17 protein-coding genes and 1 pseudogene are annotated in these 18,571 nt (G+C 63.3%); 6 read left to right on the top strand and 12 right to left on the bottom strand.

All coding sequences use genetic code 11. The annotated features are described in order from the left end of the window. Positions 1–233: hypothetical protein (locus tag CFB17_RS19230; RefSeq protein ID WP_165769598.1), on the top strand; the 233-nt coding region annotated here is incomplete at its 5' end. A 92-nt stretch (positions 234–325) separates the two neighbouring features. Here CFB17_RS19230 and cobF read toward each other — a convergent pair. Next, positions 326–1,102 carry a precorrin-6A synthase (deacetylating) gene (cobF, locus tag CFB17_RS12740; RefSeq protein ID WP_088561950.1) on the bottom strand — a complete coding sequence of 259 codons (777 nt, stop codon included), beginning with the start codon at positions 1,100–1,102 and terminating at the stop codon, positions 326–328. Positions 1,103–1,204: 102 nt separating this feature from the next. On the opposite strand from cobF, the gene CFB17_RS12735 reads away from it, so the two are divergent. Continuing rightward, positions 1,205–1,765 carry a MucR family transcriptional regulator gene (locus CFB17_RS12735; protein ID WP_088561927.1) on the top strand — a complete coding sequence of 187 codons (561 nt, stop codon included), beginning with the start codon at positions 1,205–1,207 and terminating at the stop codon, positions 1,763–1,765. A gap of 81 nt (positions 1,766–1,846) precedes the next feature. On the opposite strand, the gene CFB17_RS12730 is transcribed toward CFB17_RS12735, so the two are convergent. The 8 genes from CFB17_RS12730 to CFB17_RS12695 all read right to left on the bottom strand — a co-directional run bounded on the left by CFB17_RS12730 (position 1,847) and on the right by CFB17_RS12695 (position 9,994). Beyond that, on the bottom strand, positions 1,847–2,125 hold the full coding sequence (locus tag CFB17_RS12730; protein ID WP_088561926.1) for a SelT/SelW/SelH family protein: 279 nt from the start codon (positions 2,123–2,125) through the stop codon (positions 1,847–1,849). A 107-nt stretch (positions 2,126–2,232) separates the two neighbouring features. Then, complete coding sequence (locus CFB17_RS12725; protein WP_088561925.1) at positions 2,233–3,867, bottom strand: ABC transporter ATP-binding protein; 1,635 nt, start codon at positions 3,865–3,867, stop codon at positions 2,233–2,235. Positions 3,868–3,870: 3 nt separating this feature from the next. Further along, complete coding sequence (locus CFB17_RS12720; RefSeq protein WP_088561924.1) at positions 3,871–4,815, bottom strand: acetamidase/formamidase family protein; 945 nt, start codon at positions 4,813–4,815, stop codon at positions 3,871–3,873. Then, on the bottom strand, positions 4,816–6,426 hold the full coding sequence (locus CFB17_RS12715) for an ABC transporter substrate-binding protein (protein WP_088561923.1): 1,611 nt from the start codon (positions 6,424–6,426) through the stop codon (positions 4,816–4,818). 22 nt (positions 6,427–6,448) lie between these two features. Next, on the bottom strand, positions 6,449–7,369 hold the full coding sequence (locus CFB17_RS12710; protein WP_088561922.1) for an ABC transporter permease: 921 nt from the start codon (positions 7,367–7,369) through the stop codon (positions 6,449–6,451). Next, positions 7,369–8,220 (bottom strand): ABC transporter permease, encoded by an 852-nt coding sequence (locus CFB17_RS12705; RefSeq protein WP_243389874.1) that lies wholly within the window; start codon positions 8,218–8,220, stop codon positions 7,369–7,371. The genes CFB17_RS12710 and CFB17_RS12705 overlap by 1 nt, the downstream gene beginning before the upstream one ends. Then, complete coding sequence (locus tag CFB17_RS12700) at positions 8,217–8,816, bottom strand: ANTAR domain-containing response regulator (RefSeq protein ID WP_088561921.1); 600 nt, start codon at positions 8,814–8,816, stop codon at positions 8,217–8,219. The genes CFB17_RS12705 and CFB17_RS12700 overlap by 4 nt, the downstream gene beginning before the upstream one ends. Next, complete coding sequence (locus CFB17_RS12695; protein ID WP_088561920.1) at positions 8,813–9,994, bottom strand: transporter substrate-binding domain-containing protein; 1,182 nt, start codon at positions 9,992–9,994, stop codon at positions 8,813–8,815. The genes CFB17_RS12700 and CFB17_RS12695 overlap by 4 nt, the downstream gene beginning before the upstream one ends. Before the next feature lie 279 nt (positions 9,995–10,273). Between CFB17_RS12695 and CFB17_RS12690 the strand changes: the two genes are divergently transcribed. Beyond that, positions 10,274–10,510 (top strand): DUF2934 domain-containing protein, encoded by a 237-nt coding sequence (locus CFB17_RS12690; RefSeq protein ID WP_243389873.1) that lies wholly within the window; start codon positions 10,274–10,276, stop codon positions 10,508–10,510. 1,020 nt (positions 10,511–11,530) lie between these two features. Then, the gene (locus tag CFB17_RS19840; RefSeq protein ID WP_207762063.1) at positions 11,531–13,387 is read left to right on the top strand and encodes a calcium-binding protein; all 1,857 of its coding nucleotides are present in this window, start codon (positions 11,531–11,533) and stop codon (positions 13,385–13,387) included. 73 nt (positions 13,388–13,460) lie between these two features. On the opposite strand, the pseudogene CFB17_RS19675 reads toward CFB17_RS19840, so the two are convergent. Both CFB17_RS19675 and CFB17_RS12670 read right to left on the bottom strand, forming a co-directional pair. Beyond that, positions 13,461–14,447: pseudogene (locus CFB17_RS19675) on the bottom strand (aldo/keto reductase); the annotation flags it as partial. Positions 14,448–14,480: 33 nt separating this feature from the next. Continuing rightward, positions 14,481–15,650: an MFS transporter gene (locus CFB17_RS12670; protein WP_088561946.1), complete on the bottom strand. Its 1,170-nt coding sequence runs from the start codon at positions 15,648–15,650 to the stop codon at positions 14,481–14,483. Between the two features lie 1,143 nt (positions 15,651–16,793). On the opposite strand from CFB17_RS12670, the gene CFB17_RS20085 reads away from it, so the two are divergent. Both CFB17_RS20085 and CFB17_RS12655 read left to right on the top strand, forming a co-directional pair. Further along, the gene (locus CFB17_RS20085; protein ID WP_165769597.1) at positions 16,794–17,102 is read left to right on the top strand and encodes a hypothetical protein; all 309 of its coding nucleotides are present in this window, start codon (positions 16,794–16,796) and stop codon (positions 17,100–17,102) included. Then, positions 17,084–17,806: a hypothetical protein gene (locus CFB17_RS12655; RefSeq protein WP_088561916.1), complete on the top strand. Its 723-nt coding sequence runs from the start codon at positions 17,084–17,086 to the stop codon at positions 17,804–17,806. Before CFB17_RS20085 ends, CFB17_RS12655 begins: the two co-directional genes overlap by 19 nt. Positions 17,807–17,941: 135 nt before the next feature. Here the strand turns inward: CFB17_RS12655 and CFB17_RS12650 are convergent, their stop codons facing one another. Next, positions 17,942–18,571, bottom strand: a complete 630-nt coding sequence (locus CFB17_RS12650) for a TenA family protein (RefSeq protein WP_088561915.1) — start codon at positions 18,569–18,571, stop codon at positions 17,942–17,944.

Raw genomic sequence — 18,571 nt, 5'->3', positions numbered from 1 at the left:
TGGCGCGGGACAATCGGGCTGAGCTGAACCGGCTGGCGGACAAGCTGGCGTCCGAGGCCGAGCGGATGGGTACGGGCCTTGGTCCGAACGCGCTGTCCTCGCTGCGGCTGGAGGCGGTGGCGCGTGGTGTGGCGCGGTACTGGCACGAGCGGCCGGCCGAGAGCATGCAGGCGGCGATACGCTTGCAGGGTGCGAGGAAGATCGGCCGCTACGGGACCGGCCCGCCCGCGTGATCCTGGCCGGCTGAGACTCAATCCTCACCCGCACCAACAACCCCACCCGACCCGGGTCCAGGGGCCTTTCGGCCCCTGGCCGCCGGAGGCCCTCACTCGTCCTCTTTCCGCACCAGATAGGTATCCATGATCCAGCCTTTGGCGGCGCGGGCGGCGGCGCGGCGGGCTTGGATTTGCTCGGCGACGTCCTTGATCTTGCCGGCGATAAGGATTTCGTCGGGGGTGCCGAGATAGGCGCCCCAATAGATGTGGGTATCGGGGGGGAGGTGCTGGAAGGCGGTCTGCCCGTCCAGCATGACGAGGGTGGCGTTGGCGGGGTTGGGGTTGGCTGCGAGCGCACGGCCGGTGGTTATGGTGACGGGCTCGCCGATGGCGTTCAAGGTGGTCTGGTGGGCGGCGGTCAGGGCCTGGGCGGCGGTGATGCCGGGGATGACGTCATAGGTGAGCTTGACCTTGCCGCGCTCGGAGACGGTCTGGAGGAGGCGGAGCGTGCTGTCGTAGAGGGAGGGATCGCCCCAGACGAGGAAAGCGCCGTGTTCGTTCGGGCCCAACTCGTCGAGAAGCAGATGTTCGAAGATGCCAGCGATCTCGGCATGCCATGCTTGGACGCCGGTCTTGTAATCGCCCTGGTTTAGACGCGGTGGGATCTTGTAGCCAACGGTGCGATAGTTCCGGCCCTGAATGAAGCGTTCGCAGATCGTTTCGCGCATTTTCGCGAGATCTTGCTTTTCCTGCCCCTTGTCAGGGATGAAGAATACATCAGATTTGTCGAGAGCTGCTAGCGCCTGGACCGTCAGGTAGTCGGGATTGCCAACGCCTATGCCAATGACGCTGAGTGAGCGTTCGCGAAGTTGTGATTTCGTCTGCACCAAGTCTTCTGGCTGAGCGAATACACGCGGGGGCTTTTTAGTCTTTGACACGCGAGCTAGCTCTTATGTAATGTTTTCTGAACTCGAAGATGAAGGCTTGTGATGTCCGAACCCAATGAGAAGTCGCCGATAGACCATAAGGAGCTGCTTACGCAGACAACGGACATCGTCGCATCCTATGTGGCGAACAACAGCGTGGACATCAATGACCTGAGCAGCCTGATCACCGGGGTGTTCGCGTCGTTACAGGCGCAGGGCCGGGAACCGGAACCGGGACCGGCGCCGCAATTGCTTCCGGCGGTGCCGATCAAGAAATCAGTGCACAGAGACTTCATCATCTGCCTGGAAGACGGCAAGAAGTTGAAGACGCTGAAGCGACATCTACGCATCCGCTACAACCTGACGCCCGCCGATTATCGGCGCAAATGGGGTTTGCCGCCTGATTATCCGATGGTGGCGCCATCCTACGCCGAGCGGCGCTCCGAGCTGGCGTTGAAGATCGGCCTTGGGCGGACTGTAGCGGCTGACGAGGTCGAGGAGGTCTCACCGCCGCCGGCGAGACCGACGCGGCGCAAGGCGGAGGCCAACGCGACGGTCAGCCTGGCTGCCCCGGCGAGCAAGCGGCAGGTGGCCGCAAGGCGGCCGCCGCGGCAGAGCAGCTGATCGGCGCTCGTCCAGTGGCCTGGGCCGTCTGGGGTCCCTGGCGGCGCGGCTGTTAAGCGTTCCGGGGCGGCTCGAGCTTGCCTAGCGATCCGTGTGGCCGAGATCGCGGGCGGGGTCGAGCTGGTCGCGGACGCGCTGCTTCAGGGCCTTGGCGTCGGGGAAGCCGCCATCCCGCTTGCGCTCCCAGAGGAGGCAGCTGTCGAGTTCGATCGAGAAGGCGCCGCCGGTCGCGGGGATGAGGGCGACTTCGCCCAGATCTTCGCCGAAGGTGGACAGGAGTTCCTGCGCCATCCAGGCGGCGCGCAATAGCCAGTTGCATTGGCGGCAATAGGTGATGGCGATGCGGGGGCCGTCCGGCATGTCGTCCTCATGGGCTTGTGCGACCTGGCCAGGGTTGGGCGCGGTCGCGTTCACTCCGGGATCTAGGCGCTGTGACGTTAGCTTGGAAGGGCTTGGCGGCCGGTGCGCTAGAGGGCGATGTCCGGCTGGGGGACGGCCGCTAGGAGGGCCTGGGTATAGGCGTGGCGCGGGTGATGAAGGACCTGCGTGGCGGGACCGATCTCGACGATCGTGCCCTGGCGCATGACGGCGACGCGGTGGCTGATCTGCTCGACGACGGCCATGTCGTGGCTGATGAAGAGGTAGGCTAGGCCCAGTTCCGCCTGGAGCCGTGCCAGGAGCTGCATGATGCGGGCCTGGACGGTGACGTCGAGGGCGGAGACCGGCTCGTCGGCGATGATGATCTTGGGCGAGAGCGCCAGGGCGCGGGCGATGCAGATGCGCTGGCGCTGGCCGCCGGAGAATTCGTGCGGGTGGCGGCTCATGTGGTCCGGTAGAAGGCCGACTCGCTCGAAGAGATCGGCCACGCGCTGGCGAAGGGCCTGCCCCTTGGCCTGGCGGTGGACGATGAGCGGTTCGGCTACGAGCTTGCCCACGGTCATGCGGGGGTCGAGCGAGGCATAAGGGTCCTGGAAGATCATCTGGACGGCGCGGCGAAGGCGGAGCACGTCGGCGCCATGGTGGCTGGCCCGATTGAAGCCGTCGATCTCGATCAGGCCCTGGCTCTTGACGAGGCCCATGATGGCGCGAGCGGTGGTGGACTTGCCGGAGCCGGATTCGCCGACGATGGCCAGCGTCTCGCCCGGCATCAGGTCGAAGCCGATGCCCTTGACGACGGGCACGGGCGATGCGGCCGGACGAAGGAAGCCGCTGGCGCCCGGGAAGGCGATCTCGAGGTCGCGAACACGAAGGACGGGCGTCCGCTCCGCCGGGCGCAAAGGCGGCGGTCCGGCGCTGGCGCCCAGGCGGGGAACGGCCGCGAGGAGGGCCTGGGTATAGGGCTGGCTGGGCGATTGGAAGATCTGCCGGCGGGTGCCCGTCTCGACGGTCTGGCCCTGGTGCATGATGAGGACGTCGTCGGCCATGGTGGCGACGACGCCCATGTCGTGGGTGATGAGGATAAGGCCCATGCCGGTTTCGGCCTGGAGCTCGCGCATGAGGTCCAGGACCTGGGCCTGGATCGTGACGTCGAGGGCGGTGGTGGGTTCGTCGGCGATGAGGATCTTGGGCCGGCAGGCCATGGCGATGGCGATCATGACGCGCTGGCGCATGCCGCCCGAGAGTTCGTGCGGATATTGGTCGAGCCGGCGGCGGGGTTCCGTCAGCCGGACCGCCTCCAGCGCCTCGAGTGCACGCTGCCGGGCGGCCCGCCAGCTCAGGCGCTCATGCGCGCGGACGGCTTCGGCCAGCTGGGTGCCGATCGTGATGACCGGGTTTAAGGAGGTCATGGGCTCCTGGAAGATCATCGCGATCTCTGCACCGCGCAGGCGGCGCATGGCGCGCTCGGGCAGGCGGAAGAGGTCGCGGCCGGCGAAGCGGGCGCTGCCGGCCGCGACCTTGGCGATGCGGGGCGGCAGGAGGCCCATCAGCGAGAGGGCGGTCAGGGATTTGCCCGAACCGCTCTCGCCGGCGACGCACAAAGTGCGGCCAGCTTCGAGCGTGAAGCCGACCCGCTGGACGACGGGGCGAGGGCCGCTTGGGGTCAGGACGTCGATGGTGAGATCGTCAACCCTGAGCAGGGGCAGGGCCTGCGGTGCCGGCATCGTTCAGGCGAAGACGATGCGCGGGAAGTAGAACGCGACGACCCAGTTCGGCTGGTTGACGATCTCGCTGATGCGCAGGTCCGCGCAGACGGAGCAGAGCATGTAGGCCTCTTCCGGGGCCATGCCGTGCTCGGCCGTGAGGAGATCTACCATGCGGGCGACGGCGTCACGCGCGCCGGCCATGAGGTCGGGGCCGACGCCGGTCGTTACCTCATAGCCGGCCTCGTCCAGGTGGCGGGTGACGGGGCCCTTGGTGGTAAAGCGCGGCGTGGCGAGGTTGGCATCCTTGACGAGGTCGATCGTGACAGCCACGGACATGGAGGTCTCGATGGCGGTGCCGCAGACTTCGCCGTCGCCCTGGGCCGCGTGGCAGTCGCCGAGTGAGAAGAGGGCGCCCTCAACCTCGACTGGCAGCCAGAGCTCGGTGCCGGTGCCGATGTCGCGTATGTCCATGTTGCCGCCGACCCTTCTCGGCGGGATGATCGAGTGCAGGCCGGGTGCCGCTGGCGCGTTGCCGATCGTGCCGACCATAGGCTTCAAAGGCACTTTGGCGCTCTTGCCGTAGGCAGCCGGGGCCTGTCCCGTCTTGTCATAGGACCAAAGGGCCAGCGCTGCTTCCTTAAATTGGTCGGCGAGGATGCCGAAGCCCGGAATATTGGCGGTCCAGCCGAAACCTGAGGCCTCGAACTGGTGGATGGTCACCTTGAGCGCGTCGCCCGGCTCGGCGCCGTCCACATGGACGGGCCCCGTAACGGGATTGACCTGACCGAAATCGAGCGTGCCGACGTCGGCCACGCGCGAGGTCGGTGTCAGTTGTCCGTTCGAGGCATCTCGACATTCAAAGAAGCAGGTCTGGCCGGGTGCGACCCGCAAGGCCGGCTCGAAGGCATTGTTCCAGCCCAGATGGCCTTGCGCCTTATGGATCGTGTGCTGACAGGCGACGCACATTTACTTGCCTTCCGCGAGGTCGAGATTGGTATAGTTCACGAGATAGACCGGGTCGGTCAGGATCGCATCGCTCGCCTTCACCCGCGCGGAATGAAGGACGAAGCGGTTTTCATTGAACAGCGGCACCCAGGGCTCGTCGTCCTGAATCGTCGTGAAGATCTTCTTCCATTTTTCGATCCGCGCCTCCTTTTGCTCCGGCGCGGCCATCGAATCGGCTTCGATTGCCTGATCGTCGATCGCCTTGTTGCAGTACCAGGACCAGTTCCACCCGCCGGGCACCGCGCCGGCACAGCCCAGGATCGGGCCATAGAAGTTCGACGGATCGGGGAAATCGGCGATCCACGCCATGCCGCCCGACCAGATCATCGGCGCCCCGTCTTCCTGCCCGCCAGCCGCGATCACGTTGGCCTGGGCCAGGGCCTTGATCGCCACCTTGACGCCGATCGCCGCCAGGTCTTGTTGCACGGCCTGGGCGATGCGCGGCTGCGGGTCGGTGTTAGCCACGAAAAGCGTCGTCTCGAAGCCGTTCGGGTAGCCCGCCTCGGCCAAAAGTTTCTTGGCGCCGGCCACGTCGTAGGCCAGGCCCTTATAGTCCTTGTCGTAGCCGGGCATGGCCGGTGGCAAGGGCTGGTTGGCGGCGGTCGCCCGGTTATTGATGACCCTTAGGACCCGCTCCTTGTTGATGGCCATGCCGATGGCCTGGCGCACCTTCAGGTTGTCGAAAGGCTTCATCTTGACGTTGAGCGAAATATAGCCCGTGTGCAGCTGCTGGCCCTTGGCAACCAAGGCGCTCATCGCGGGGTCGTTCATGACGTCATTGAATTTGGCCGGTGGAATACCGTCGCCCGCGAGGTCGACCTCGCCGCGCTGCAGGCGAAGAAGCGCCACGACCGGCTCTTGGCCTACCTCGACTTCATAGCCGTCGAGCTTGGGAAGTCCCTTGATGAAATAGTCGGGGTTTTTGGCAAAGACGAGCTTTTGGCCAAGATCCCATTCCTTGAAGATGAAGGGACCGGAGCCTACCGGATGCTTGCCGAAGTCCGCTCCCCATTTCTCGACTTCTTCCTTGGGCACCACGCCCGCGAAATTGATCGCCATGACATGCAGGAAGGTTGCATCCGGCCGGCTCAGGTGAAAGCGCACCGTGTGATCGTCGACGACCTCGATGCCCTTCAACTCCTTGCTCTTGCCGCCGGTCAGATCCTCGAACCCCTCGATCGAGCTGAAGAATCCCGCACCCGGCCCCTGCGTCTTGGGATCGACAGCCCGCTCGATCGAGTATTTCACATCCGAGGCCACGACCTCGCGGCCATTGTGAAACTTGACGCCCGGGCGGATCTTGAAGGTGAAAGTCTTGCCGTCCGGTGCGACCTCGTAATTTTCCGCCAGCGAGGGCTCAAGCTCGGTGGTGCCGGGCTTATAGTCCATCAGCCGCGAGAACACGCTCTTGATCATCGACCAGTTCTGCCAGTCATAGCCGATCGCCGGATCGAGCGTGGTGACGTCGTCCTTGAAGGTGATGACGAGCGTTCCGCCGGCCTGGGCTGAAAGAGCCGTCCCGCCCAGGAGTGCCAAGGCCAGAGCACCGTTGCGAAGCCATCGTTTGAGCATGGGGCGTTGTCCTTGCGTGGGATCAGCCAAGCTTGATCCGTGGGTCGATGAAAGGTGCCGTCAGATCGGCCAGGAGATTGCCAAGAACGATGATGAGGGCCGAGACAATCGTAACCCCCATGATGATCGGGATATCGACGCGCTCGATCGCTTGCCAGACCAGTTGGCCCATGCCGGGCCAGCGAAACACCGTCTCGACGATCACGAGGCCTGAGAGAAACTGGCCGATATCGATGCCGATCATGGCGATGACGGGCAGCATGGCATTGGGCAGCGCGTGGCGCAGCACGATGCGCACCCGGTGCAGCCCCTTGGCCCGTGCCGTCCGGATATAGTCCTGGCCCAGGACCTCGATCATGTTCGAGCGGACCATGCGGGCATACCAGCCGGCACCGAGAATTCCCAACGTTAGCGCCGGCAGTACGAGATGAGCAAAGCTGCCATAGCCCCCGATGGGAAACCAATGGAGCCTGACGGCAAAGACGTAGAGGAGAAGGATGCCGAGCACGAATTGCGGCGAGGAGACGCCCGTGAAGGAGAGTACCATCAAGCCGCGATCGATCGGCCCGTCACGGCGCACCGCGGCCAGCACGCCCAGCGACAATCCGATCACCACCTCGGCCACGATGCCGCCCGCCATCAGTTCCAGACTGGCCGGCAATCGCGAGAGGATCAGGGTCGAGACCTCGGTCCGCTGGATATAGGAGCGGCCAAGGTCTCCCGAGACGAGCTTGCCCAGATAGACCAGGAACTGGCGCCAGAAGGGCAGGTCGAGGCCGAGTTCGTGGCGAATGCTGGCGACGGTCGCCGCCGTGGCGCTGCGGCCGGCGATCTGCCGTACCGGATCGGCCGGCAGGAGATAGAGGAGCGCGAAGGTGACAAGACTGACGCCAAGGAGAATGAGAAGGGCCTGGACCAGCCGGCGCAGCAGATAGAGCGCCATCAATGCCGTCCCTTCATCGTCGGATCGAGAATGTCACGCAGCGCATCGCCCACGAGGTTGAAGGCCAGTGCTGTCAAGACGATGGCCGCGCCCGGAATAAAGACGAGCCATGGTGCGGAATCGTAGTAGGTCTGGCTTTCCTGGATGATGTTGCCCCAGGACGGCTGCGGCGGCTGCACGCCGATGCCCAGGTAGGACAGGCTGGCTTCGAGCAGCACCGTCGTGGCGATGCCGAGCGTGCCCCAGACAATGCAGGTCGGCAAAAGATGTGGGGCCACGTGATAGCCAAGGATGCGCAGGGTCGAGGCGCCGATCGTCCGCTCGGCGGCGATGAATTCCCGCTCGGCGATCGACACCGTCTCGGCATGGACGATGCGGGCGATCTGCACCCAGTTCACCAAAGCGATCACCAAGGCCACGATCCACAGGGAAGGCCGCAGAAGGGCTGCCAGCGCGATGGCGAGGAGGAGGGCCGGAAACGCCATCATGAGGTCGGTAAAGCGCATCAAGAGGGCACCCAGCCAGCCGCGCACGAAGCCCGCGAACAGCCCCACCGCAGTGCCGATGAGGACGGCCGCACCATTGGCGACGACGCCGATCATGAGTGAGGTGCGCGCCCCGAACAGCAGGCGGGAGAAGAGGTCGCGGCCCAGCGTGTCGGTGCCCATCAGGAAGGGTCCGCCCGGCGGCAAGGGGGCTCCTTCGACGGTGAGGCCGTCGAAGCGCTGATCGTCGGGATCATAGGGCGCCACCCATGGGGCCAGGATCGCCAGGGTCACGACGAGCAGGACCATGATCAGCCCGGCCATCGCCAGCGGACGACGGCAGAATTCCTTTAGAACGTCGCTCAAGCCCGCCGTGCCTTGCTGCTGCTGCTCGCCGCCAGCATCAAAGCGGCCTCGTGCTCGATGCTGCGCCTGGCCGTCATCGCCCGACGGCGAAGGGCCGCGTGGGCGGTCTCCGCATCCAGACCCTCAGCCATCAGCTCGATGACGGCGCGCACGACGAGCGGTCTTGCCGCCAGCTTCTCGCGGAGTCGGGCCATCTCATCTCGCACGCGTGTTCGGGCCGCCTTTGCCTGAGTGGCGATCGTCAGGGCCGCATAGACACCCGAGGACTGGATCGGTTTCTGCAGGAAGGCATCCGGGTTCTGCGCGACGAGCCAGGCAAGCCGGCCCGGCGCTTCCGAGCCTATGAGCGCTATGAGCGGCACCGGCGCTTCACCGACGGTCCACGGCAGCATGCCATCATAGCCATTATCGACATCGAAGAAGACGATATGGGTAGACTGGCGCCTAAGCTCCACGGCACTGACGTCCAGGGCGATCAAGCGCGCCGCCACCCCCAGACGTTGGAGCTGGCGCTCTAGCCGCTGGGTGTTCTCATCAGAGCGGTGAATGATCGTCGCCTGCCAGCCCTGGAAATTTGGGATACCCACGTCGATCACGAGACGATCCTTAAAGTCGGGGTGCGTGGTGCAACGGGCCGAAACGTGGCGGCGAAGGCCGCGAGATTTATGTCGGCCAAGTAGGGATCGCCGACGATCAGCTCGTCGCCGCCCGCCAGCCGACGGTAGGTGCCAGCGGTGGTGGCCTCGCCGATATAGCAAGGCAACGCCGCGTAATTGTCGCGCGCCGAGATGTGGAGTGGTCCAAGCGGCGTGGCTTGTGGCCCGTCGTGCAGGGCTTGCTTGACCGACCCGGTGGCGTCGCTTCCGGAGGAGCGCACGGCCCGGATCAGACCCCAGGCGGCGATGTAGGCGCCGACCACGTAGGCCGAGGGTGTCCTTCGCGGGCCGAATCGGACCGCCAGGCGGCGGGCGAGCGCCTGGTTGGGCTTGGTATCGAGGCTCGCCAAGTGGCTCAGCGCCGCGATGCATCCAGCCGCAGCCGGCCCGGTCTCGGCAAGCTCGCTCTCCACCAGATCACAGCTAACGACGCGACAGTCCGCGGCCAGCAGAGGGTCCAGCTGCCGTAACTCGTCGAAGGCGCGCAGGAAGGCGTGGCAGGACGTTCCGATCAGATTATTCAAGATGATCGCCGGACGCTTGCGGAGGATCTCGACCAGCAAATGCCGCGGTGTCACCTCGCCCAGGCCGAGGTAACGCTCGCCCAGGATCTTGCCACCTGCTGCCAACGTCAGAGTGCGGGCGATTCTGTTGATCTCCCACCCCCAGATGTAATTCGAACCCAGAAGGAAGAGGCGCGGCTCGTGGCGCGGCAGGATATAGCGAAGGAGGGGCAGTAGATGTTGATTGGGGCAAGCGCCCACATAGATGACGTTCTCGTTGGTCTCGAAGCCTTCGTGCGGACAGGTGTACCAGAGAAGTCCGTCATGCTTTTCGATGGTCGGGATGACTTCCTTGCGCGCAGCTGAGGTGATGGTCCCCATGAGCTGGCGGCAGCCGCGTTCGAGTAGCAGGCGCCGCGCCAGCGAGGGATAGCGCGCAAGATCGCCCATGGGATTGGAAATGACCGGGACGAATTCGATTGCGCCCTGACCCGCTTCCGCGTTGGCTTCTTCGAAGGCTAGGAGTGCGCCGTCCAGCCCGTCCTGTCCCATGGGCGCGTAGGGCCCCGTGGTCGAATAGAGTAGTCCGACAGGGATTTTCCGGCGTTTTTCCAAGCGTCCCTCGAAACGCAAAAACCCCACACGCCAATTCGGCAATTCTGCCGTTGGCGGTGGGGCCCGATTGCCCGACGCTCAGCGCGTCTTCTAGACGCAAGAGGCTACAGGCTTGTCTCTTCTTGTCAATCGGCCAGCTGGGAACGGATGTCCGTCGCGTTAACGGTTCCGCCGTCGATTAATTAAAGCCGTTGCCCTTATTTTATCTTGCCGCCGCTATCGAAAGCGCCTGGATTTGATATGCTAAGCATAGAGGAAAGTCCAATCGGAGGCGATGAAATGGCGGCTTATGTCAGTCATATGGATTACATGTCCTCGGGAGGCGTGCCGACCTCGCAGAGCAAAAGCCGGAAACGGACGATGGCCGGTGATCCTTCATGGCGCAAGCGTGTCGGCGAGCGCGCCCACGCGATCTGGGAACGTGAAGGGCGCCCTTATGGGCGGGCTGGCGATCACTGGTTGCAGGCTGAGCGCGAATTGCTCGAGGAAGAAAGCGAGCCCGGCTCGTCTGAGTAGCTTCGTCCGGACAGCGCGGTGTCATGCCGCCCGGTTTATCGGGACCCCGCTTAAAGGCGGGTTTTTTTGTGCTGCCGAACATGTGCTCCGAGGAGGCAATGCCCCTCAAGCGCCACTGCGTCGGCCTCGGACGTGGCGGCCGATATATGTCATGCATGCCAGCATGCCGTATTTGTACTGCCAGCGGCTCGCCGGTCCTCGTATCCGGTGTCCGCGAAAATGAATCGACGCTCATGATCGGGCATGCCCGACACATGCGCCAGGCTGCCTAAATTCTTAGCGTCGGCTGCTGGAGGCGGTCCGGCCGTGTTGGCGACGTTCATCCTGCAAGCAGGAGCGCCGTTCGTCACGTGCGGGGCCGGCGCCACTTTAAAAATCGCCGGCGAAATCCTTTGTGGGCCCCAAGAGTCGCCAACCTCCCGCGGTCGCTCGACCGTCGTCGACGAGGAACACTTTCAGGGGTTGGGATGAGACGACTGACTGCCCGTTATTCGAGCACGACAATAATTCTAAAGACCAATTTCGGCCGTCGGTGCAATGATCGCCGATATGTCATTCTTTTCAGGCGAACTGGCCAATCCTCGTGCGTTCTTGAATGTCAGCCTGGCCTTCTCGATGGCGAAATTGATCGCATAACCCACGCCTCTCCTGAGGGCACATCGCAGCTCAATCACGTTTTGCTTCGACGATGGATTAAATTCGATCAAATTTCCGTGATTAAGTTATTGAGCATTGGAACGAGTTCGACTAATGGAACTGATGAGTAAGAAAGCGAGCATCTCGATCGCCCGCATGCACTGGATTTTCATCACAATATAGGGGCGAAATGTGATCAATTTCCTGAATCAACAGAATCGGTCCTAATATTCGTCGTATTAGGCAATAATCCTTTTGAGAATCGGCTCGTCGCGGTTTCGCAAGAGCCTTTTTGCTGGCCATTGTCTTGAGGCTGGCCGATTTGCGTCGCGCCATTGCTGACGGCTGACCGCAGATCAACTTAACATGGCGTGAGGCATCCCTATGCAAGCAGGTCGTAGTGCCGACTTCATCGACTCAATCGGCGTCAATACTCATCTGCCTTTCCTGTGGAGTGACTACGCCGACTATAAGACAGTCATTGACGACCTGAATTATCTTGGCATCGGCATGGTTCGCGACTCCATTCCGAACGGCGATAGTGGTGCCAATTTCAAATATCTGGCCGAGGCAGGCATTAAATTCGATCTCGGCACCCAGAATGTCGGTTCGAATTTCGACGACGTCATGCAGCGCCTTGAAGACTTCGTAACGAAATACCCAGGTTCGGTCATTGCCGTCGAAGGGCCGAACGAGGTCGATCGTGACAGCGTGACGTTCGACGGAATGAGCGGCGAGGCGGGGGCGATCGCCTATCAAAAGGCGCTCTACAGCTATGTTCACAGCAGCTCGGTGCTGGACGACATACCGGTCTGGGACCTGACGGGAATCGACGGTCAGGTGACGGCCGCTGATGCCGAAAACGTCCACGCCTATCCTTATCATGGCAAGCAGCCGAATGACCGCCTGACGATCTCGACGGACGAGGCCAAGTCCTATGTCGACGGCAAGCCGATCGTCTATACGGAGATCGGCTATTACACGATGCCCGGCTATGGGTGGGGCGGCCTCGACCAGAAGACGCAGGCAATCTACCTGGTCAACGTCCTGTTCGATTCGATCCGGCTAGGGATGGATAAAGTATTTATCTACCAGCTGCTGGAAGACGGCGGTTCCGATTTTCGCGATCATTTCGGCCTCTACGACAGCAATGGCAATGCCAAGCAGTCCGCCACGGCCATCCACAACCTGACGACGGTGCTGGACGATCATTCCAGCAACGCGACGAGCTTTACGAGCGGGTCGCTCGATTACCAGCTGCATGACATGCCGGATACGGCCTATTCCACGCTCCTGGAAAAAAGCGACGGCACGTTCGAGCTGGCGCTTTGGAACGAGGCCAAGATCTGGGACGCCAACGCCCTCCAAGATATCGACATCGGCACCCAGGAAGTCACGATCGACTTCAACAAGAGCTACTCGACGATCAACGTCTATGACATCATCAAGGGTACCTCGGCCATCGAGACGTTCCACGACGCGTCCTCGATCACCGTCGATCTCGGTGCCGACGCGCTCGTCGTTGAAGTCGAGCCGGACCAGTCCACCGTGGTGGCTCGATCATTGGTGTCACGGGTGGCCTATAGCAGCAGCTCAAGCTCATCGAGCGCCAGCAGCGCGGCGGCGGGCGTTACGCTACTGGCCAAGGCTGGCGGCTCGACCGTCACGGGCGGCGACGGCGACGATTTCCTCTATGGCAAGTCTGGCAACGACGTCCTTCATGGTGGTGGTGGCAAGGATCTGCTGGCCGGCGGCGCGGGTAACGACACGCTGGTCGGCGGCGATGGCAGCGACAAGCTTTACGGCGGCAAGGGCAGCGACAAACTTATCGGCGGTACCGGTCACGATATCCTGGATGGGGGCGGCGGTGCCAACGATGTTCTGACCGGGGGCACCGGTGCCGACAGTTTCGTCATCGACGGCAAGTTCAACGGTGCCAGCGCCACAGTGGCCGGCCGTCACGTCGCCGAGCATGTGACGATCACCGACGTCTCGTTCGGGGATGGCGATAAGGTCAGCCTTTGGAATCTGAACGCCGCCAACGGCGTCGATATCGGCGAAGGCGCACATTTCGGTGCGAACGTGAACAGTGCTCAAGAGCTGAGCTCGGTCATCAAATATCTGCGTGCGCAAGATAGCCATGACGTCCAGGTCTCGGGTGACGACCTTGTTCTCTTCCTGCACGACGCGGACCAAAACCTGCACGCCGTGCAGTTCTCACATCTCGACTACATGGCCTGAACGCCGGCGACCGGCCTCGGACTAGAGAAGCCGGTCGAATTCGCGCTTTATCTCTGCCTGGACTGCGGGCGAGCCGGCGGTAATAGGAGAAGTAGGGATAAGGCGCCTGCTTGACGCTGACGGCATCCAGCCTTGCGACCTGGTCCCGCGTGAGGCTCCAGCCGACGGCCCTCAGATTGTCGCGCAATTGCCGCTCGTCCCGGGCGCCGACGATGACCGAGCAACGCCCGGTCGGCGTAACAGCCAGTTGATGGCGAGTTGCGGCAGCGTCCGGCCGGTCTCGACGGCCAACTCGTCCAGGACGTCAACGAGCGGTAGAAATGCTCGTCTGTCACGGGCGGCCCGTATTCCCCTGTCGTGTGCAGCCGGCTCGTGGTCGGCAGGGCCTGGCCGCAGCGAGCATTGCCGGTCAGCCGGCCCCAGCCCAGCGGACTCCAGATCAGGGCGCCCACGCCCTGATCCAACCCAAGCGGCATCAGTTTCCACTCATAGTCAAGGCCAACCAGCGAGTGATAGACTTGGTGGGCCATGTAGCGCGGCGGGCCCTCGCGCACCGCGATCGTCAGCGACTTCAGGAGTTGCCAGCCCGCAAAGTTCGAGACGCCGACATAGCGGAGCTTGCCCGCAGGTCCTCCAGCGCGCACAGCACTTCCAGGATCGGTGTGCCGGTATCGAAGGCATGCAGATGGAGAAGATCGATATAGTCGGTGCCCAGCCGCCTTTGCGCCCGCTCGACCGCGTTGATCTGGCGCGAGCGGTCGAGGCCCGTCTCATCCGCTCCATCGCCGATCGGCAGCCCTTGTCTTGGAGGCAAGCAGAACCGCTTGGCGCCGCCTCTTGATCGCCTGGCCCAGCACCTCCTCCGAAGTACCCGCCGAATAGACGTCGGCCATGTCGAAGAAATTGGGCCGGCATGGAGGCGGATATCATCCACACGGCGCGTGCCGTCGGCATCGGTGCAGCCCCAGGCGGCAAAGAGCGGCCCGCTGTTACCGAACGCCCGTGCCAAAGGTGAGACAGGGCAGCATCAGGCCCGAGGCCCAAGCCGACGATAACCCATGTTGGTTGTCCATAGAAGTCGGTGTGGTCGAGGTCAGTCCAATGCATGGGCCGTCGCGGACCGGGAGAGACGCTCGCCCTGCCGGGCCACCACCAGTGCGGCCAACGGGAACAAGGCCGCCATCAACGGCAGGCCGGCCAGACCTGGGCCATACGCAATTGTCAGGCCGCCGGCCCAGGCACCGAGCGCGTTGCCGAGGTTGAAGGCAGCGATGTTGAGGCTGGATGCCAGGCTCTCGCCCGCGCCGGCCGCCTTGCGCAGGACCCACATCTGTAAGGGTGCCACCGTGGCAAAGCCGGCAAAACCCAGAAGGCCCATGGAAAGAATCGCCGTGGCCGGCAGACGCAGCATCAGGCTCATCGAAACCAGGACGAGGGCCAGGAGGATCAGGCTGCCCAGTACGGTCGCCAGCAACCACCGGTCGGCCAGCTTGCCGCCTGCCAGATTGCCAAGGACGAGTCCGCCGCCAAAGACCAGAAGGATCGGCGAGATCATGACCGGATCAAGACCCGAGAGTTCGGTCAGCAAAGGCGCCACGTAGGTGAAGACGGCAAAGACGCCGCCATAGCCGAGGACCGTGGTCAAGAGCCCGAGCAGGACCTCAGGCCGTGCCATCGCGGCGATGTCGCGCCTCCAGTCCGGGCCGGCGTCGCTCGCCTTATCGGCCGGGACCAGCGCCATGAGGATGATCATCGCCAGGACGCCGATCGCCGAGACCGCCCAGAAGGTCGCGCGCCAGCCGAAATGCTGCCCGATCCAGGTGCCGAAAGGGACGCCCAGGACGGTGGCCAGGGTTAGGCCCGTGAACATTACGGCAATGGCCGAAGCCCGGCGCTCAAGTGCGACCAGCCCGGCAGCCACGACGGAGCCGACGCCGAAGAACGTGCCGTGCGCCAGCGCCGTCAACATGCGCGCCGCCATCAGGAGCCCGTAGGTCGGAGCAAGCGCGCAGGCGGCGTTGCCCAGCGTAAAGATCAGCATGAGGCCGACGAGGACGCGTTTGCGCGAGCAACCGGCCGAGAGCGTCGTCAGGACCGGCGCCCCCACCACCACGCCCAACGCATAGCCGGAGATGAGCAGCCCCGCCGTCGGCACCGAGACGCCGAGATCGGCCCCTACCTCGATCAGCAGGCCCATGAGAATGAATTCAGTGACTCCGATGCCGAAGGCACCGACGGAGAGAGCTAGAAGGGCAAGAGGCATGGACATGTATCCGCTACTGCACATCGTAGCCTCGAAGATGGATCCCGGAGTTCATGTGAACTAGGAGCAAGCATGGAACATGATTTGTGAATTGAGGTCATCTTCATGCGACCTGAAGTCAATCGCACGGCTGAGATCGGGGTCGTCGTGTCGCGGCAGCGGCGCAAGCCTGCCGGATGACGCCGTTCGCGCCGACTGGGTCAAGGACTCGCCGCTCATCGGCGCCGTGCGCCTGGTGATCGTGGGTCACTAGGCGTCGTGGTCCGGCATGGCGGCGCGCCCTCAAGCCTGAGCCGAGCTTGAACGCCATCGCTCGGGCTTCTCCTACGCGCGTGCGACCAGGGGCTGGGCGATGATCGAGAAGAGGCCTGCCGCCGGCACGCGAGTCGAAGCAGGCTGGCGATGGCGAGGCCTTGCGCCACCCTGTCCTGTGGGCTGGGCTGGGCTGGGCTGGGCTGGGCTGGCTCGCGGCCTTTAGGTCTTGGGCAACATTAACACCGGTCGTCTCAATTCCTGTCGCGAAGCGCGCAACCCAAAACGGCCTTGAGGAGGCACACGCCGTCCATACGGACCAGGGAGGATCGTTGCCCCCGCGTGTGGGCGCTGCTCGATTTCCTAGCCGAGCATGGCCGCCTGCCGCTCGTCGCGTTCGTGTCAATGCCCTGGCCCGACCTGCGTCGAGCCAACCGATCTGGTGGCGCACCCCTCGGACGAGACACTCTGCCGGTCGCCGCTGAGCGTCGATGCGCCGGCGAGGCGGGTCATTCGTTTGACGCCTGGCGGCATGAAGAGAGGGCATTGGGCGGCGAAGATCGGGATGTCTAAGGTCAGCTCATGAAATCTGACGTAAACGACATTCCCTGATGCCCTAGCTTGTCTTGTAACGCCAACTGGCAGAACGGCGACGCCGATTCGGTTGCTCTTCGAAGGCATCGGATAGGGGCATTGAGCGCCAGAAACCCGCGAATCCCTGGAGATCGATATCGAGCCGCAGCGCTTCCCAACCGATCCATCCGCGCAAGCTGGAGCCCGTTTTCGGGGCGGATGCCAAGGCACAGGTCGTTGTCGGCGCCTCTGCTACATGAGGAGATCGAGTCGTGGCGGCGCGATCGTATGGCCTCGGCCGAATCGAGCAAGATAGTGGTGAGATACGTACCTTCGTTCCTCAAGGCGGTTCGCCCGGCGGAAGAGTTCACTGGCAGGTTGGAGGGGACGAATGATGCGGCGGAGCCTGCGATCCGGCCTTTGGCACCGGGTCGGAAGAACAATCGGTTCGCTGACGGCGAGCAGGCCGCAGCGAACTACACGTCGATCGAGACGGCTCATGTCAATGGCATCGATGTAGAGGCCGTGGCCGCCGACCTCATCTCCGGCCTCGCCAGCCATCCGACTGGCTTCGGTGCCCTGGCGTTGGCGATCGCATGGAACTCCCGATGCTGCCTGAGCGAATAAGATCGTGGCTTCAAGCCGTCCTCGACGTGCCATTCCAGGCCGAACCTCATGTCGCGGGGCAAGATCTTTCAGAACAGGGAGGGGCTGGGGGCTCCGGGCCAACGCGACTTGCCGGAGAAGAGCATATTGGTCGAATCGCCAGGCAATTCATGCAAGCGAAGAACCGCGGACAAGCCATCAAGGCGGCGCATCAGGCAGTGACCGTCGTAACAACTAACTCTAATTTGATTAACTTGCCCATCCGGCAGGGCAAGTTGACCCCGGAAATAAAGGCGTTTCGCGATGCCGTAAACTACGCAATCCAGAATGCTCCAGACTACGGCGTTCCACGCCGGCTGGATCGAGTAGTCGATTTTTCCGTCGCCTTCCTGAACCAGATCCTTAAAGCCCAAGAACTAACGGATGCGGCTTTTACCGCCACATCCAGCGTCCCGATGGATCCGGAGGCAAACCGTCCTTTTCGTAATACTTTGCTTCATATTGAAGCGCGGTGGGCGGCCGACGTCGCGGATCTTTCACCCGATCCCCACATCAAGGAGCATCTACTTCCTTCCAATGCCCGCTTTAAAATTCTTCGAGGCCAAATTCGCGATCGCGATGGAGATCTCTCGGACTATTCCCAGCCGGTCAAGGCGGAGCTCTGGCTGGAACAGATTGAACCAGACCAGGGCGATGTGGTTCGTGACCCGTGGAAACGCCGGTAACACAGGCTCGTTCGCGCAGTCGTTCATGTTTTTACCGTCCGCGGGCAGCCTCCCGCGCGATGCCAACGCCGGGCCTTAAGCGCGATCCTTGAATGGGGCTGGACGCGAGGCGCGCGATCACGGCCCGAGACGGCGTTAATCCTGGTAGGGAGCCGTGTGGAAATCGACCTCGAGCTCGAGGACGCGGCCGAAGATGGCGACGGCACTCTCGGTCTCGTCGGGCAGGACGTGCTCGCGGACCTGGGTCTTTAGCCACTCGACGCTGCTCGTGAAGGTGGGTTCGACATGGAACTGGACCCAGCGCCGCAAGACGAGGTCGTGGCTCGGGGCTGCTGCCGCCCGGCTGCACCAGCTCTGATCCATCCACTGGGCTGCCAGCATGCTCGTCATGATCTGGCCAAAGCTGCCGGTCTTGGCGATCTCCAGCATGCCGCGTCCGAAGGCGCGCACGAGGCCGGTCGCCTTTGGCGTGTCGGTGATGCCGAGCTCCGCCCTTGCTTCGTCGAGATTGCGCATCTGATCCAGGGCCAATGAGCGTAACGCGGCGATCAGGTAGCGCTTGCGCGCCATGTCGGGCGCACGGGTCAGCGCATAGCCGAAGATCGAGATCGCCGTCTCGACGAAGCCGCTGGCGAAGGCGAGGTAGCGCGCGAAGACCTTGCGGTCGAGCTCATCCGCCAGGACGTCGCGCACGAAGCGATGGTCCTGCATCCGGTCCCAGGAATCCTGGTTTCGGCTCAGCAGAAGCTCGCAGATATCGCTCAT

This window comes from Arboricoccus pini, from assembly GCF_900187945.1.
Classification (GTDB): Bacteria; Pseudomonadota; Alphaproteobacteria; order Geminicoccales; family Geminicoccaceae; genus Arboricoccus; species Arboricoccus pini.
The sequence above is the reverse complement of the archived record's forward strand: the minus strand, read 5'-3'. Positions and strand labels throughout refer to the sequence as shown.

Coding starts and splice junctions, on each gene's coding strand:
- CFB17_RS12725 (WP_088561925.1), bottom strand. CDS start 3,867: ATGCCGGCACCGCAGGCCCTGCCCCTGCTCAGGGTTGACGATCTCACC.
- CFB17_RS12650 (WP_088561915.1), bottom strand. CDS start 18,571: ATGAGCGATATCTGCGAGCTTCTGCTGAGCCGAAACCAGGATTCCTGG.
- CFB17_RS12735 (WP_088561927.1), top strand. CDS start 1,205: ATGTCCGAACCCAATGAGAAGTCGCCGATAGACCATAAGGAGCTGCTT.
- CFB17_RS19840 (WP_207762063.1), top strand. CDS start 11,531: ATGCAAGCAGGTCGTAGTGCCGACTTCATCGACTCAATCGGCGTCAAT.
- CFB17_RS12670 (WP_088561946.1), bottom strand. CDS start 15,650: ATGCCTCTTGCCCTTCTAGCTCTCTCCGTCGGTGCCTTCGGCATCGGA.
- CFB17_RS12715 (WP_088561923.1), bottom strand. CDS start 6,426: ATGCTCAAACGATGGCTTCGCAACGGTGCTCTGGCCTTGGCACTCCTG.
- CFB17_RS12710 (WP_088561922.1), bottom strand. CDS start 7,369: ATGGCGCTCTATCTGCTGCGCCGGCTGGTCCAGGCCCTTCTCATTCTC.
- CFB17_RS12720 (WP_088561924.1), bottom strand. CDS start 4,815: ATGTGCGTCGCCTGTCAGCACACGATCCATAAGGCGCAAGGCCATCTG.
- CFB17_RS12655 (WP_088561916.1), top strand. CDS start 17,084: ATGCTGCCTGAGCGAATAAGATCGTGGCTTCAAGCCGTCCTCGACGTG.
- CFB17_RS12730 (WP_088561926.1), bottom strand. CDS start 2,125: ATGCCGGACGGCCCCCGCATCGCCATCACCTATTGCCGCCAATGCAAC.
- CFB17_RS12690 (WP_243389873.1), top strand. CDS start 10,274: ATGGCGGCTTATGTCAGTCATATGGATTACATGTCCTCGGGAGGCGTG.